This window comes from Pseudobutyrivibrio sp. YE44 (genome assembly GCF_900104335.1).
GTDB lineage: Bacteria > Bacillota > Clostridia > Lachnospirales > Lachnospiraceae > Pseudobutyrivibrio.
Genome location: NZ_FMXT01000001.1, coordinates 691,590 through 708,682 on the forward strand (window position 1 = coordinate 691,590; position 17,093 = coordinate 708,682).

The following is a 17,093-nucleotide window of genomic DNA, read 5'->3' on the forward strand; positions in this document are numbered from 1 at the left end:
AAAATCTCCTATGTTTAGTCTTTGTATGGTATAAGCTCTGTAATTTCAGTGTTTATTTGGCCATCCTTTATTCTGATTGAAAGACCATTTCCAACACTGAGCTGGTCAATAGAATCAACTCTTGTTCCAGAGTCGTCTGTTACATATCCAAAGCCTGTTGCCAGCTTTTTAGCCGGGGACAAGCCGTCTAATCTACCAGAAAGAGCTACTAATCTATTGGAATATCTATCTAGCTTCGAATCCATAAGATTGTTTATAAGAAGACTTAAATGCTTAAACCTCTCCTCATTGGCCTTAATTTTATTTTCAGGTCTAAGAAGCTGAAGACGTTGCTTCATGCTCATCAAACGTTCTTCATAAGCCGTAATTTTGAAATCTAAATCTCTGTTAAGCTTGTCGGAATATCGTTCAAGCTTTCCAGCAAAATCCTGATATACAAAATTAGCCAACTCCGCCGCCTGGGATGGAGTGGCTGCTCTCTTATCTGCAACGAAGTCTGCAATGGTAAAATCTGTTTCGTGACCAACTGCAGAAATAATAGGGGTGTTCGCTTTAAAAATTGCTCTAGCTACTGCCTCTTCGTTAAAGGCCCAAAGATCTTCGATTGAACCTCCACCTCTGCCGACTATAAGCACATCCAAATTCATTTCATCCAAGCGCTGTATACCCGAAATTATGGATGGCACCGCCCCTTCTCCTTGAACCTGTGCAGGATAAAGGATGATTGAAACAAAAGGATTACGAGTTTTGGAAACTCTTATAATATCGTGGACAGCCGCTCCAGTAGAGGCTGTAACCACACCGATTCTCATTGCATGACTAGGAAGTGGCTTTTTGTACATTGGGTCAAACATACCACTTTCTTCAAGCTCCGCCTTAAGAGCTTCAAATCGCTGATATAAATCTCCAACACCAGCCAGCTCAATCTCATTAGCATAGACTTGATACTTGCCATGCGGACTGTACACTCCAACATATCCAGTGACAACAACCTGGTCACCATCCTTCATCTGGAATTTCAGACCCTTGGCTCTCTTTCCTGCAAACATAACGCAGGATATGGCCGACTTTTCATCCTTTAAAGTAAAGTAGATGTGGCCGGTATGATTGTACTTGCAGTTACTAACCTCTCCTGAAAGAGATAGATTTCCAAGCATAAAATCATCAGCGAACATTCGCTCAATATAAGTATTTATTTGCGAAACACTATATACATTTTTATTCATTATACTAATTTAGCTAATGCACCATTAACGAAACCAGCTGAACTGTCTGTTCCAAACTCATCTGCAAGAGAAACTGCCTCGTTAATTGCAACACCAACAGGAAGATTCTCAAACTTGATTTCGTAAAGTGCAAGTCTGATTAAGGTAAGATCAACCTTTGCCATACGAGTAGTCTTCCATCCATCTACAGACTTGTTAATTAAATCATCAATTTCTGGAAGCTTTGCAATAATAGCTTCTGACTTTGTCTTGATGTACTCCTCGTCCTCTGGAGTCTTATTGTTCTTAGCTAAGTCCTCAGTCTCAGCATTATTACGCCCCTCAAGGAAGGTGTTGATTACGTTATTCATCTCCTCTGTGTCGTGGAACTCGTTCATAAACACAGCCTTGAATACTTCTTTTCTTACTTCATGTCTATTCATAAAAATGATACTCCTGAAAAAACTTGTTTATAGAATAATATAGGGATGCTACCCACCTAGTAGCACCCCATAATTATACAATATTTTGCATAAAAAGTAACTATACAGAACTAATGAATTTCCTTATATAAGAAAAATTAATTGCCTGAAACAGAAACTGTAGCGATTCTGATATCAACAGCTGTAACAACAAGACCTGTCATAGTCTCAACAGCCTGCTTTACCTTTTCCTGAACCATACCAGAAACCTTTGGAATCTCGTAGCCATACTTCATGTTGATAGCCATACGAACAACGATTTTGCCAGGCTCAGCATCTTCAACTCTAACAGCCTTAGCAAGCTTACCCTGTCCAGCCTTAGAGATGTTGTCTGATGTAAGGTTACCAGCAAGCGATTCTACACCTTCTACCTCAACAGCACCGAGGCCTGCAATAATTCCAACAACCTCTTCGGAAATATTAACACCACCGTCACCGTTTACATTTATAACAAAATTCTTATTCTCTGCCATATCTGCCTCCTAAATCTTATGGAAAAACTAGAGTAATTATATCAATATCCAACATTATTTACAACACCGACAGATACATAGTTATCTAAAATAGCTGCAAAGTCTGTTCCAGCCTCTGCCTCTGGTGTGTAAACGCCCTCCACCATGTATCTAAGGCCGCCATTCTCCAGTTCTTCAATCACGTTGTAGTGATCCTTGTAAAACATACCGACAGAAACCTTTCTATCATATAGTACACCTTTACAATCTGCTAAATCACAATCTGGGAAATTCACATTATGAATACACCCCTCAGGGAGCTTTTCATTTAAAAGCTTTTTTAATATCTCTCGAATATATTTATCAGTAACCGAATGATTGTGGCATCCTTCCGATAAAGCTATAGCATGATATCCCTGAAAGGCCGCCTCAAAAGCAGCTCCGGCAGTAGCCGAATATTGAATATCACTTGCCACATTAAACCCAAAATTAATACCAGACAAAACCACATCTGGTTTTTCAGGCATAACACTAAGACTGCCCACTCTAACGCAGTCGCCTGGTGTGCCACTACAAGAATAAGCGTGGACTCCTGGAATTATAAAATCTTGGTAGGGAAATATATCTATAGCTGAATGAAGAGAAATACTATGACTTGCTGCACTTCTCTGAGACTCTGGTGCAACCACCCAAACCTCACCAAATTCTTTTGCTGCTTTGGCAAGGCGCACTATACCATCAGCCTCAATTCCATCATCATTTGTAATTAATATTTTCATAACATCTCCTTAGACTTTAAATAATATCCGCTGTTTTATCCCAATTTTTTCTTTTGCTGTCTTCCTGTAAGCTTCAAAAGAATAGGATAAGGTGCCAAATGAGAAAATGTGGTAGCAAGCTTCATTCTAAAGGATGGAACTATAATAAGTTTGTTTCTATCCATTCCCTTTAAGGCCTCTGCCACACAAAACTCTGGAGATATCCCCTTTAAAGAAAAAACAACATCTGCTGTATCGTTAAACTCAGTATCTACTGGCCCTGGACAAAGCACACTAACCTTTACAGGACTTCCCTTTTCCTTAAGCTCCACCGCTACACCTCTGGTAAGACTAACAACATACGCCTTTGAGGCATAGTAGCCTGCCATATATGGCCCTCCTGGAAGAAGTCCCGCGGAACTTCCAACATTTAATATGTGGCCAGTTCCTGCCTGATGCATCTTTTGAAGCATTCCTTTGAAGAGAATATGCATGGCCACATCGTTTACCTTAATCATTGATACTTCTTTATCCATGTCTGTATCAAGAAATGAGCCTGCGACTCCAAAGCCTGCATTATTAATGAATACATCAATCTGTGTATTCTCAAGTTTTTTCAATAGAGCAAAACAAGCCTTCTTTTTATTCAAGTCTGCTTCTATTATTTCAACAGGAACCTGAAGCTCTTCCTTTAATTCTTCCAAACGTTCTACTCGTCGTCCGGTGAGAATAAGACTATAACCTCTCTCGGCCAACTGTCTTGCAAACTCTCGTCCAATTCCTGAAGTAGCTCCAGTTATAAGTGCTGTTTTCATAAGATAATTAATCTCCCTATTAATATATTGAAGTATTCCAACTAACTCTTTTCTTTCCTAGCCCGCTTAGTCTCGTACATTTTTTCATCTGCCTCAACAAGGATTTTGTGCATATCAATATCATTTGTAAAGGTAGTAATATGCGTACCAATACTAGCGGCAACTTTAAAACCAAGGGCCTCGCTTTCCTTTGTAAGAAAGTCATCCACTTGTTGAATGATTGCCTTTGGATTGCAATCTCCAAAGATAAACTCCATCATTTCATCGCCACCAAAACGAACTCCTAATGCATCCTTTGGACAATAAGTGGTAAGACCTTTTGCAACTGTTGCAATTGCTTTATCACCGCAGGAATGCCCTAGAGTATCATTAATTTGCTTCAGGCCATTTAAATCTGCCATAAGAATGGTAAGTTGCATTCCTTCATAGGCAGGATCCAATCTCATTTCCTCAATTTTTGCTCTAAATGCAAGACGATTAAAAAGTCCAGTTAAAGCATCATGCTGATACATTTCCTGAAGCTTATCTCTCAAGTGTTTCTGATAACGATTAATAACATAACCACCTAGCGCCATTCCGAAGAAATTTGTAATGCTTGGTGTCTTAGAATAATCAACAAGATCAAATCTTGGATATGTATAACATACAAAACCAGGAGCCTTTCCCATATATTCAAGGCAATTGAATACAAGTGGATAGCCCAGTTCCATAACATCATCTAGGTGAGGGATAATCTCCTCAGGATTGTAATGAGAAATTCTATCCTCTTCTATATAAGAATCATAAATTACGACCTTCTCACCTGGCTCAACATCCTCTAATAAGAAATTCTTTTCCAAGTCGAAGCAACTGTGCTCCACCACAATACACATGTTATCTGTAAGAGGATTTCGAATATATTTCAAAGTCTCTTCTGGTGTCTGACCACCAATAATCTTTGAGGTATAGGTCTGCATAATATGTATATCATCCTGATGATGATAAAATCTGTTATTTAGACCGCTTATTGCAGAAAGCAAATCTTGATTACAACGTGGGCAACCACAGGAATCATTAGCTATAAAGGTTGGAATAATCCATTTCTTCAAGTTCCTCTTTCCTTTAAACAAGGCAAAAACAACTTCTGCTATTGTCTTGGCCAATTCAATACTGTCGCATTTTGCTGTAGTAATGCCAGGTTTCGCCCAAAAGGCTTCATCCATACCATCAAAACCTGAGACAATACAATCACCTGGTATTTCCACTCCATCTGCCTGGAAAACATCAGCTACATTTATCGCCATAATGTCATTAGCGCAGATTACTGCCTCTGGAAGTTCCTTTCTATTAAGAAGCTCTTCTGCAGCAGCACGGGCTGGCACAGACCAGAAATCACCATAGCTAAGCATACTGTCATCATAGCTTATGCCATTTTCTGCAATTACCTTTTTAAAAACCTTTATTCTATCGTTGGAGAATTCGCTATCTCTCTTACCAGCCATAAAATGAGGCCTTGTTACATTATGGCGCTCAATAACATGACGCACTACTGCCTCAAAGCCTTTTGAGTAATCAAAACGTACTAAGGATGCATTGTCATAAACTCCATCGATGATTACAGAAGGCACATCCTTCGAATTAGCCTTATCAATAATTCCCTGAACAACCTCACGACTCTTAATCTTTTCATCCATAATAACAACTGCATCAACCTTGTCATATGGAATAAGATCAAACACTGCTACTTCAGGAACAATATCTCCCCCGTTACCAATTTCGGAATTTATAGCATATATAAATATTGCGCAGTTTTGGTCTTCAAGCAGCTTGTTTAGCTCTGTTATAAAGCTAAAAACTTGAGAGTCATATACACGATATGCACATAACGCCACAATCTTTTTACCGTTAATCATTTGTTACACCCCAAAACATATTCTTCCAAATATTTAACAGATTAATTCTACAGCAAGATTATGTATTTTTTGTTAGTTTTAATCCTAATATTTGATATTCCCTCTGATTTAATCATACAAGAATGAATATTACTAATCAATATAAAAAGACTGTGGATTTTCTCCCCTTAAATCCACAGTCCTTGTAATAATTCTAGTCGTTTATTTCAGCCATATATAAATGTATTTTTCTTAGAATGGAACTACTGCACCATCATAAGTTTTTTCAATGTAAGACTTGATTTCATCAGACTTAAGTACCTCTACAAGAGCCTTGATTCCATCATTGTTTTCATTTCCTTCTGCAACAGCAATGATATTTACATATGTCTTTGCAGCCTCAGAATCAGCAGCCTCAAATGCGATAGCATCCTTTGCCACTGAGAAACCAGCCTCAAGTGCATAGTTACCATTTAATACTACAAATGCAACCTCTTCCTTAACACGAGCAACCTGTGCTGCCTCAAGCTCTTCAAACTTGATGTTGTGAGGATTTTCTGTAATATCATTTACAGTTGCTGTAAGGCCTGCACCATCCTTGAGAGTGAGTAAGCCATTGTCCTGAAGAAGAAGAAGTGCTCTAGCCTCGTTTGTTGTATCGTTAGGAACTGCAATAGTATCACCATCAGCGATATCATCAAGAGATGTCTTCTGACCTGGATAAATTCCAAATGGCTCATAGTGGATTCCACCAGCATCTACAAGATGTGTGCCCTGCTCCTCGTTAAAGCTATCAAGATATGGAACATGCTGGAAATAGTTTGCATCAAACTCCCCAGACTCTACTACAAGGTTTGGCTGAACATAATCGTCAAATACTGTAACCTGAAGGTCATAACCCTTATCTGCTAAGAGAGGCTTAGCCTGCTCTAAAATTTCTGCATGAGGTGTTGCTGAAGCTGCAACAGTAATTGGTGTAAGATCCTCAGATGATGCTGTTGTCTCCTCAGCATTTGAAGAATCTGTTGCTTCAGTATTAGAAGAGCCGCAACCAGTAAGTGCTGCAAGTGTAAGTGTTGTTCCAAGAATTGCTGCTAAAATTTTCTTTGTCATAATCATAATCTCCTTTTCTGTAAATAAATTCTGCCCTATACCCTTATTATTATTTCTTTTTATGGTCAAGTGTTTTTGCTATTGCCATTCCACTGTTCTGGAAAATCTGGAACAAAACAATAAGTAAAACAACTGTGACAATCATTATATCTGTCTGATATCTGTAGTAACCGTAACGAACTGCTATATCTCCCAATCCGCCACCTCCAACGGTACCAGCCATTGCTGAATAACCAAGCACTGTTCCAAGGGCGATTGTAGCGTTTGTAATAAGTGAAGTTCTTGCCTCTGGTAAAAGAACTCTAAATACAATTTGTGCATTTGAAGCCCCCATTGATTTGGCCGCTTCAACAACACCTGCATCCACTTCCTTCAAGGAAGCCTCTACCATTCTTGCAATGTATGGAGCTGCTGAAATTACAAGAGGAACTATTGTGGCTGTACTACCATATGATTTACCAACAACGAGTCGCGTGAGTGGTATTAATAAAATAAGTAAAATCAAAAATGGTACTGAACGAACCACATTAGAAACAGCGTCTAAAACTTTGTACAAAACTGGATTTGGTTTTAATCCATCTTTATCAGAAATTGTAAGTAATACTCCCATAGGAAGTCCCAAGAGATATCCTAAAAATGTGGAAGCAACACTCATATATATTGTCTGAAGTATTCCTTCTAAAATCATATTTGTAACTTGGCTATCCCACATAATCATCTACCTCAACTTTCTCAATTCTTTCAGCTTTTGAATGATGCTTTGGAAGCTGACTATCACCATCTATCCAAAAGTATTTGTCCTCAGGAAGTCCTACCTCCCCAATCTTTCCGCTGGCTACTAGCTGTCCATCCTCAAGCACTGCAACCTTATTACAGATTGCTTTCACCACTGACATCTGATGAGTGATGATGACTATTGTAATGCCATACTCTTTGTTAATCTGCTTTAACAAAGAAAGAATAGACGCTGTAGTCTGTGGATCAAGAGCTGATGTTGCCTCATCACAAAGAAGAATCTTTGGATTTGTAGAAAGAGCTCTTGCAATTGCAACTCTTTGCTGCTGTCCACCTGAAAGCTGTGAAGGGTATGCCTTTGCCTTATCTTCTAGTCCTACCTTTGCAAGTAATTCAAAAGCCTTTTTTCTAGCTACATTCTTCTTAACTCCCTGTAGTGTAAGTGGAAAGATAATGTTATCAATTACACTTTTTTGCTGAAGAAGATTGAAATGCTGGAAAATCATTGAAATATCCTGGCGCTCTTTTCTAAGCTCCTTGTCATTTAACTGACCAAGCTCCTTTCCCTCTACGATTACCTGACCACTTGTGGGTCTTTCAAGATAGTTCAAACATCGAATGAGAGTACTTTTGCCGGCACCAGACATTCCGATAATTCCATAGATATCTCCCTTTTCGATGTTTAGGTTAATATCCTTTAAAGCTTCTACCTGATTGTCTTTTCCAACAAAGCTTTTACACAAATTTCTGATTTCTATTTCGTACATACGAATTATTTCCTCTTTTCTGATTGAATTTTGGCAATAAAATAGCCATTGCCTAAGTTTTACTCCCAGGCAATGGCTTAATAATCAGTGCTAACTAATCATCATACGCAGGCGCAAGACAAAGAGCCATGCACCCATCAGCCTTAAACGCCTGGGAGAATAGCATTCGGAACATGCACATGTACATCATTGTCATATTCTTTATTTTCTTCATAATGTCTTGCTCCTTTCCTTGTAAGAAACTGTACAAATTTTCTTACACAATTAAGATGACTATAATATAATCTTCTGAATACTCACTGTCAATAAAAGACACAGAATATACTTATAGGTAAAAATTATAGCTTGTTATCAATTATATTGATAACAAGCTATATCTGCTTTACTTTATGCAATTACAGCCTTATATAAGGCTTTTTTGACTATTTCAACTTGATAATTCCTCCACCAAGCACAACATCCCCGTCATAAAATACAGCTGACTGACCAGGTGTCACTGCTCTCTGTGGCTCGTCAAAAGTGATTTTCGCAGAACATGGCCCTGTCTTTTCCACCTTACAAGGCTGCTCCTTCATGCGATAGCGAATCTTTGCTTTGCAATTGAATGCGTCTGGCTGTGCCTCAGGATTAATCCAATTTATATTTTCAACATAAACATCCCTTGAAAACAAATCCTCATTTTTCCCAAGCACCACCTGATTCTTTTCAGTATCAAGCTTTACAACATATAAAGGGTAAGCGGCTGAGATTCCAAGACCCTTACGCTGCCCGATAGTATAGCATACAAGACCACGGTGACGACCAAGAACATTTCCTTCCATATCTACAAAATCACCAGGCTCATATTCCTTGCCTGTAAATCTCTTAAGAGCTGAAACATAGTCTCCATCAGGAACGAAACAAATATCCTGACTATCAGGCTTGTTGGCATTTACGAATTCATGGGACTCAGCAATCTTTCTGATTTCATCCTTTGAATACTCTCCCAATGGAAAATCAGTATGTGCCAGCTCATCCTGAGTCATGGAATAAAGCACGTAAGACTGATCCTTGCTTTCATCCTTTCCCTTGAGAAGCTGATACGCGCCATCTTCGCATTTACGAATTCTAGCATAGTGACCAGTAACAACCTTATCACAGGAAAGCTCTCTAGCACGTCTATAAAGCTCGCAAAATTTCAAATGCTTATTACACTCTATACAAGGATTAGGTGTCATAGCATGCTCGTAGCAATCAATAAAATTATCAATAACCTTTTCCCTAAACTGCTCCTTGAAATTCCAGGTGTAATGGGGCATTCCAAGCTTTCTTGCCACATCCTTTGCATCCTGAACATCATCTAAAGAACAACAGGTGCTAGTATCAGATAGGTCTATATCTTCGTTTCCGTATAGCTTCATAGTGCAGCCTATACATTCGTAATTCTTTTCTTTCATCAAAAGAGCGGCCACACTACTGTCCACGCCGCCGCTCATAGCTATCAGTGCCTTCATAAGAATAATCTACCTCCGTATTCTTACATCACTTATACCATAGATTGAAAATCAATGCCATAGCCATTTATATATAAAGAACCGGCTATGCACACAACCTCAGACACTTTAGTTATTGATTCTAATTCATTTAGTCCCTCTATTGGTTGAGACTTAACACCTCTTTTATTAATAAGTTCTGAAAGCTCTAAAGGATTCATGGTTCTAGCAGTTGGAACCTCAAGTGTATAAACCTCTTTTGCTAAAGGAAGAATTGCATCAAGCATTAAATCCACCTCTTTATCCTTTAGAATACCAAGGATAAAGGTAATCTTTTTATCTGGGAAATATGCTTTCAAGGATTCTGCAAGCACCAGCGCTCCCTGTCTGTTATGGCCTCCATCTATTATTACTGGAGGATTATCTTTAAGCAGAGTAAATCTTCCAAACCAATTAGTGGTACTTACCCCATCATAAATAGCCTGCTCAGGTATATTGATTCCATACTGCTTCAGCTGCTCTATTGCTAGAATAGCCAAACCGGCATTTCGGATTTGATAGGTGCCTAAAAGCTTTGTAAAGAATGGCTTTTCGTATCCTGGCATTTGAAAATATTGACCAGATAAATCCCTATCCTTAGAAGTTGACTCAGGAAGGTAATAAACATCAACACCTAGTGAAACGCAAGTTTCATTCAACACTTGCTTAACCTCTTCCTCCTGAGGCGCTGAAACAACAATAGTGCCAGGCTTAATGATTCCAGCTTTTTCTGTAGCTATCTCTGTAAGAGTGTTTCCAAGGATTGTCATATGATCATAGCTTATAGGTGTAATCACCGAAACCCAAGGAGCAGGTATCACATTTGTAGTGTCCAAGCTTCCTCCCATACTAACCTCCAGGACTACTAACTCACACCCTAGCTCTTTAAAATACATAAAGGCCATAACCGTAAGAATCTCGTATTCACTTGGATAAATTCCTGCTAAAGCTAGCTGCTCATAAGCAGGCTTCACTCTTGAGAAAAGCCCCGCAAACTCCACATCAGAAATCTGCTCACCATTCACCCTGAACATTTCATTATAAGCATATAAAAAAGGTGAGGTAAAAAGCCCCACCTTAATATTTGCTTCCTTCAAGATTGAAGCGATAAATGCTGAAGTAGAACCCTTACCATTTGTACCTGCCACATGAATGTATTTCAAACTCTCATGAGGATTGTCTAATTTTTCTAGCAATGCCAGTTCCGCATCTAAAGAAAACAAATCAGACGTTTTTTTTCCTGGTTCCTTTGGCGGATTGAAATGTGGTAGGTTTCTAAAAAACTCTATCGCCTCTGTATAAGAATAATCTTTATAGGAATGATTTTTCATTAGCTTGCTTGTGCCCCTAATTTTACTCTGTCAAAAGCCTTTAAAATGCTAAAGATTAGCACTGAATATACTGGTATCATTATAAGCTCTTTAGGTAAACGAGCTGCAATGGTTGCCAAGTATCCATCCTTTAGATATAACGTGCTAAGCCAATAGCTGTTCATAATAACACCTACAATAATTGTATAAAGGACTTCTGTCATAAAAACTCTAGGGAAAGTAATTTTCTTTCCGTGAAGCATAAGTCCAAAGATAATACCTCCAACAATATTGCTAAGGGTAAATCCCGGGAAGAAAGGACCTGTAGGCTTAATAAAATAAGCGCCAATGTCTACGATGCCACCAACAACTCCGGCCACACCTGGTCCAAATAGCATTCCTGCCATGCATATTGGTATTGAACCAAATCTAATTTCCATAATCTGACTGATAGGCAGATTAAAGAACCCTAAGATAATACCAAGGGCTGTAAGCATGGCTGCAACAGTAAGTGTCTTTGTGTCTCTAAGTTTTTCCATAAAAAATGCACCTCCTTTGCAGTTCCTTTTGTCTACAATGGAGGTGCATAAAAGCTCGTCCTATGTAGCAGCGGGATGCGACCATAAAACCGCGGTAATACCTTCGTCTAAGTGACAACTCCCTGTTCACCTAGCACTTAACGCTTTACAGTCTACTCTGCATTTGTTTTTTTGCATTATAGATGACCTTGAAATAGATTTCAATACCTAAATGCAATTTATCAATAAAAGTTCAAGCTTAGTTAATATTCAATTATTTAAGAGTGATGTTACCCTTTACTGTGCCGTAATCCTTAGCAGTAATCTTTCCGCCAAGCTGAGTATTTACATAATCCATAACAGCCTCATCCATTACGATACCTGTATCAAACTGATTTACAGCACTACCAAATGCATAGTAAGTATCACCACCTGCTGCTACGAAGTTGTTTGTCACAACAGCGTATGTATCATCAGCCTTAAATGGCTTTCCGTTGATGCTCTCGATAGTTACTCTACCAATAGCTGCTGGCTTGTAGTATGTAGACTCTGGATATGCCTCTCCCTGAGCAAATGGAACTGTTGTATCAACAGTGAACTTGATTCCAGATACCTGTGGGAAACCACCTACTGCGCCAGGAGTGCAATATGTACTAGCCTCAAGAGCTTCAAGAAGTACTGAACCCTTTACATAAACAACTGCTACTGTATTTCCAAATGGAAGAACTGTATTGATATCCTTCTTTGTTACAGAACCAGCCTTGATAGATGCACGAATACCACCACCATTTGTGATAGCTACAACGTGATCATCAGCTACAGAAACAGCGCCTTTTTCCTTAAGAACGCTCCACTTAAGACCATCAGCAATTAAATCGCCAAGGTTAGTCTCTTCTGTTCTAACACCAGGAGCCTTATTTCCGTTAAGGTCTACCTCAGACTTTGCAAGCTCAACACCATACTCAGCATCTACAAGGTCAGTAATATGCTTTGATAAAGCTTCAATAGCTGGATCCTTAACGACAGTATCGTTAAGCTCAACAAGGAAACGATCCTCAATCTTCTTTGTAACATTGTCAATGATAACAATACCTGCGTTGGCATTCTTTGTTCCAGTTGAAGAAACAGCTTCCTTGTTCTCGCCAGCTGTCATAACTGTGTGTGAATGACCATCGATAACTAAGTCGATGCCTGTTGTGTGTGCAAGCATATCTACACTTCTGTGTCCATCAGGAGCAGACTCATCGTCTACACCAAGGTGACCAAGACAGATAACAAGATCACAGCCCTGTGCCTTAAGAGCATCAATCTGTGTCTGTGCACTTGTATAAAGCTCGTTTTTCTCAGCAAACTTAACACCCTTAATAAGAGCTGGGTTTACCTTTGTCTGTGTCTCTGGTGTATCCATACCAAAGAAACCAATCTTTACACCATTTGCAGTTGTATAAACATAAGTTGGATCAAAGAGAAGTTTTCCCTTTGCATCAAAAATGTTTGCACAAATTGTCTTAAACTTTCCACGAGCAACGTTTGACTTTACCTGCTCATAACCATAATCAAATTCGTGATTTCCAAGTGTTGCAAGGTCGTAACCAGCTGCATTCATCATAGTTACAGCATAAACACCCTTTGTTGTACTTACATAAGGTGTACCCTGGCTGTAGTCACCAGCATCTGCAAGAATAACCTCTGCACCTCTTGCCTTAATCTCATTTCTAAGAGCTGCAACCTGTGCATATCCATCAATTGCACCGTGAACATCGTTGGTGTGAACAATTACTGTCTTTCCTGTAAGATCCTTAGGAATCTCAGTAACCACCTTTGTCTCAGCGCTTGTTGAATAAGCGTAGGCTGTGGTTGGTGTCAATGCTACAGTAAATACCATAGCAAGAGCCAAGACGAAAGTTAATACTTTCTTGAAACCATTTAGCTTTTTCATATTACCCTCCTTAAATAATTTAATCTATTTCTAATTATATCCATTTTTACTTTAAAGAGTAGTAATATATTTATTTTTTAAATTGTTTATTTTCAACAAAAAACTGGCCTTGGAATAAATCCAAAGCCAGTATAAATTTTATGGTTTATTTTCTAGTTGAAACTACTGCTAATCTGCTTCCAGAGAATACTCCCTTTCCTTCAACCTTAACACAGCCAACCTTGAGCCATGGATGATAATCAAGCATTGTAGCTGTGAAATCCTTATCAGCCTCAAGCTGTACATACTCACCCTTGTTTACGCCAAAATAAGCTGCCTCTTCATCAGTAGTAACCTTGTACTGAACCTCAATAGACTGGATAGTACGTGTCTTAGAATCGTACTGAACCTTTCTTGTAACCTTAGCCTTTGAAATATCAACATTAACGTCTGAAACCTCAGCACCTGTTTCCTCTACAAGTGTAACTTCACCGTATACTCTTGGAGCGCTCCAACCGTTTCCTGTCTCATCATACCAAGTTCTTGTTCCGATACGACCGCCGTTTGCGCCATCGTTAATCTGAAGATCGAGACCAATTGTCTGACCAACCTCTGGTGTAATGTCTGTCCAAGCAAATGCTGCTTCTACAAAATATCCATCCTCAGTAACTGTTGCTGCGTACTCACAGTTCTCTTCAAGACATTTTGTACCATTGAAGCTTGCCTCGTTAAGGTAGTTTATTCTGTACTGCTTGTCATCTGGCTGGAATGAGTCTGCCTTTTCATTGTCCTCATCGATAAATACTTCGATTGAATCCTTCTCATGAACTGCATCAGCAGATGCATCAAGAACATCATCCTTTACGCAAAGGAGCACATAGAGATTGTCCTCATCCCAAAGAAGCTTAGCACCTGCAAGTGCGTGTGGCTTTGTACCACCTGTGATTGTAAGCTCAACAGGTTCAACCTTGTCCCAAGCCTTATCAACCTTACCGTCAACCTTAGGAGTACCCTTTGCAATTGTCATGAATGGCTTGCAAAGACCCTTTGCAAAATACTTGCTTCCATCTTCCTGTGTAAGACGGATATTGTTAAATGCATGCTGACCTTCATCGTCAGTAACCACAACATCTAAAGCAATCTGTGATGAAACCTGAAGTGTATCATCAGCCTTAACCTCAAGTACGCACTCACCATTTTCATCAAGGTTAGCCTCTGCTGTCTTAACCTCTGCTCCATCAGCCATTGTCTGTGCGAAATCAACATAAAGCTTTGCTGATGTAGCGCCCTCAGCCTTAACCTTTACTGAAAGCTTGTTCTCACTCCAAACTGGAACGAAGCTGTATTCTGTACCGTCAATCTTAACCTTCTTGCCATGAGCAAAAGCATCCTTGCCAGAACCCTGAACTAAGGTGATGCTATTGATAGCAGGCTCAAGCTTTGTTGGGTCCACAAATGCCCAGTAAGCTGGCTTAGCCTTGTACTCACCATCAAAAAGAAGTGGTACCTGCTTCTGTCTACCGTTTGCACCGCCACCTACGCTGCTGCTAGTCTGAAGCCATGAGTTAGGATCAATAACACCCCAAACTGTCATACCATTTACATCGATATCTGGGTCCTCATCAAGCTCTTTGTAAGCATCGAATACATCCTTATATCTGTAAGCTTCCTTTGTGTACTCAGCTGAATACTCGTCCTTTGTACCACCAAAGTCTGAGCTGCACTTGAAGTCTAGCTCTGTAACCTGAATCTTACCAACAATCTTGCCGTATCTTCTACCGCAGTCAATAATCTGCTGCTTTGTAGGAGTCTGCATATTGTGGTGTCCCTGCATACCAAAACCTGAAATTCTTGTAGGAAGAACATCATCGCTCTCATGCTTCTTTACACTTGAAAGTAAGCCTGCGATAGCATCTGGCTTGTTGCCTGAACACTCGTTGTAATCGTTGTAGTAAAGCTCAAGTGAATCCTGGCCCATCTCATGAGCATAGTAGTTTGCATATCTAAACGCATTAAGGATGTACTCTGGAGCATCATCCTCGCTACCTGTGCCGTAGATTCTAGCCCAGTTAGAGTTTTCTGAAGCACTTCTGTATGTACCTGTACCATCAGAGCATGCCTCATTTACACAATCCCAACCATAGAACATATCCTTGTATTCAGAAGAAAATACATGCTCGAATACGTTCTTGATAAACCACTCGTGACGAAGTGTCATTTCCTCTGGAGAAACAAATTCTCCGTCTGGATCATAGTTTTCTTTGAAGAACCAAGATGGTGTCTGTGAGTGCCATGTAAGAACATGACCTCTTACCTTAATAAAGTCATCTGGGTGCTCATCATTCCAATCCTTAATCTCCTCAAGCATCTTCTCAGCTCTATCGAAGTTAAGTGTAGGAACCTTCATGTTTTCATGAGTTACACCCTTAGCGTCTGTCCATGTCTCTTCAACAATCATTCCCTCAGAAGGTTTGTCGTTCTGATAGTTGAAAAGAGCATCTGGCTTAAGCTCGTTACCGAATGTTACAGCATTGAAATGCTTTTCTACAAGATCCATAAGAGCCTTATCAGAAATCTCTGAAAGCATAATAGCTGCACCTGTGTATGAGTTCTTTCCAATACCCTTGTCAGAAGAAACATAGTCCTTTAAGTTTGGAATATCCCACTCAATGTCAGCCTTTTCATCTACCTCGTCTGCCTGTGATGGCTTAGGGAAATCCTTTTCCTCACCCTTTAAAGTAAGAGTGATGCTTGAGATAGTAAATGTTTCAGCGTCACCAGAAGAATTCATCAAACCAATTCCATCGAAATCTTCGCCATCTGAATTCTCGATTACGTTTGTACCATAAGCAGCCTTAAGCTCCTCACCTTCATTACGAAGCTTTACAGAGAATCCGCTAACATCGCCCTTCTTGATGTTAACTTTTACAGCCTTAACCTTGTCACCCTTAATGCCTGATGGTAAACCAACAACCTTTTCAGCGTAATTTCCGCTGTACTCAATTTTAAAAGCACTACCCTTTAAGGTAACATCTGCACCCCATGAGCCACCTTTTGAATAGTCTCTGTTAAAGTCAGCCATTGGATATGTGATTTCACATTCCTCTGACTCCTCGTCCTCTTCTTTATCTTCTTTTTTGTCAGCCTTTTTTGAATCTTTATCTAGGTCTTTATCCTTGTCTTTCTCGGAATCCTTGTCTTCCTCAGAGTCCTCTTCAGAATCCTTATCCTCTTCAGACTTATCTTCCTTATCCTTGTCCTTAGAATCCTTATCTTCCTTTGAGTCCTTCTTGTCCTCTGAATCCTTTTTGTCAGCCTTCTTTGTATCTTCCTTAGTTTCCTTATCTTCCTTAGATTCCTCAGAAGCCTTGCTGTCGTCCTCTTTTGTTTCTCCCTTAGTTTCTTCAGCTGTGTCGGAAACCTCTGAACCTGCTTCAAGGACGTCTTCAGCTGCTGTTACTTCAGATGCTTCTTCAGCATTAACAGTAACTGGAACTGTAGACGATGCAAGCATTGTTGCAATCGCTGTTGCAGACAAAACCCTATAAAGTTTTCTTTTTACCATAACCCTCACTATTCTCCTAATAATTTTTATTGTTACTATTAATAGCAACCTTTGTAAAACACCCCGGGTAAGT

General features: G+C 39.5%; 13 protein-coding genes, 1 pseudogene and 1 riboswitch. All 14 genes and pseudogenes read right to left on the reverse strand.

Annotated elements, in window-relative coordinates:
• Positions 1–14 precede the first annotated feature (14 nt).
• Positions 15–1,226, reverse strand: a complete 1,212-nt coding sequence (gene xseA / locus BLR54_RS03195) for an exodeoxyribonuclease VII large subunit (protein ID WP_090416848.1) — start codon at positions 1,224–1,226, stop codon at positions 15–17.
• The gene (nusB, locus tag BLR54_RS03200; RefSeq protein ID WP_090416850.1) at positions 1,226–1,648 is read right to left on the reverse strand and encodes a transcription antitermination factor NusB; all 423 of its coding nucleotides are present in this window, start codon (positions 1,646–1,648) and stop codon (positions 1,226–1,228) included. Before nusB ends, xseA begins: the two co-directional genes overlap by 1 nt.
• A gap of 137 nt (positions 1,649–1,785) precedes the next feature.
• Positions 1,786–2,160, reverse strand: a complete 375-nt coding sequence (locus BLR54_RS03205; RefSeq protein ID WP_090416852.1) for an Asp23/Gls24 family envelope stress response protein — start codon at positions 2,158–2,160, stop codon at positions 1,786–1,788.
• 41 nt (positions 2,161–2,201) lie between these two features.
• On the reverse strand, positions 2,202–2,918 hold the full coding sequence (gene surE / locus BLR54_RS03210) for a 5'/3'-nucleotidase SurE (protein ID WP_090416854.1): 717 nt from the start codon (positions 2,916–2,918) through the stop codon (positions 2,202–2,204).
• Between the two features lie 35 nt (positions 2,919–2,953).
• Entirely contained in the window at positions 2,954–3,712 is a 759-nt protein-coding gene (locus tag BLR54_RS03215; protein ID WP_090416856.1) for an SDR family NAD(P)-dependent oxidoreductase, read from the reverse strand.
• A 41-nt stretch (positions 3,713–3,753) separates the two neighbouring features.
• Positions 3,754–5,604 (reverse strand): diguanylate cyclase, encoded by a 1,851-nt coding sequence (locus BLR54_RS03220; RefSeq protein ID WP_090416858.1) that lies wholly within the window; start codon positions 5,602–5,604, stop codon positions 3,754–3,756.
• 231 nt (positions 5,605–5,835) lie between these two features.
• The gene (locus BLR54_RS03225) at positions 5,836–6,696 is read right to left on the reverse strand and encodes a MetQ/NlpA family ABC transporter substrate-binding protein (RefSeq protein ID WP_090416860.1); all 861 of its coding nucleotides are present in this window, start codon (positions 6,694–6,696) and stop codon (positions 5,836–5,838) included.
• Between the two features lie 49 nt (positions 6,697–6,745).
• A complete protein-coding gene (locus BLR54_RS03230; protein ID WP_090416862.1) occupies positions 6,746–7,408 on the reverse strand; it encodes a methionine ABC transporter permease in 663 nt (220 codons plus the stop codon).
• 100 nt (positions 7,409–7,508) lie between these two features.
• Positions 7,509–8,198 (reverse strand): annotated as a pseudogene (locus BLR54_RS03235) (methionine ABC transporter ATP-binding protein); the annotation flags it as partial.
• Between the two features lie 422 nt (positions 8,199–8,620).
• The gene (gene mnmA, locus BLR54_RS03240; RefSeq protein ID WP_090416865.1) at positions 8,621–9,691 is read right to left on the reverse strand and encodes a tRNA 2-thiouridine(34) synthase MnmA; all 1,071 of its coding nucleotides are present in this window, start codon (positions 9,689–9,691) and stop codon (positions 8,621–8,623) included.
• Positions 9,692–9,723: 32 nt separating this feature from the next.
• Positions 9,724–11,040, reverse strand: a complete 1,317-nt coding sequence (locus BLR54_RS03245) for a bifunctional folylpolyglutamate synthase/dihydrofolate synthase (protein ID WP_090416867.1) — start codon at positions 11,038–11,040, stop codon at positions 9,724–9,726.
• A complete protein-coding gene (locus BLR54_RS03250) occupies positions 11,040–11,558 on the reverse strand; it encodes a folate family ECF transporter S component (protein ID WP_090416869.1) in 519 nt (172 codons plus the stop codon). The genes BLR54_RS03245 and BLR54_RS03250 overlap by 1 nt, the downstream gene beginning before the upstream one ends.
• A gap of 66 nt (positions 11,559–11,624) precedes the next feature.
• Positions 11,625–11,720: riboswitch (THF riboswitch) on the reverse strand.
• A 91-nt stretch (positions 11,721–11,811) separates the two neighbouring features.
• Complete coding sequence (locus tag BLR54_RS03255; RefSeq protein WP_090416871.1) at positions 11,812–13,476, reverse strand: bifunctional metallophosphatase/5'-nucleotidase; 1,665 nt, start codon at positions 13,474–13,476, stop codon at positions 11,812–11,814.
• Between the two features lie 145 nt (positions 13,477–13,621).
• On the reverse strand, positions 13,622–17,020 hold the full coding sequence (locus BLR54_RS03260) for an endo-1,4-beta-xylanase (protein ID WP_090416873.1): 3,399 nt from the start codon (positions 17,018–17,020) through the stop codon (positions 13,622–13,624).
• Positions 17,021–17,093: the final 73 nt, after the last annotated feature.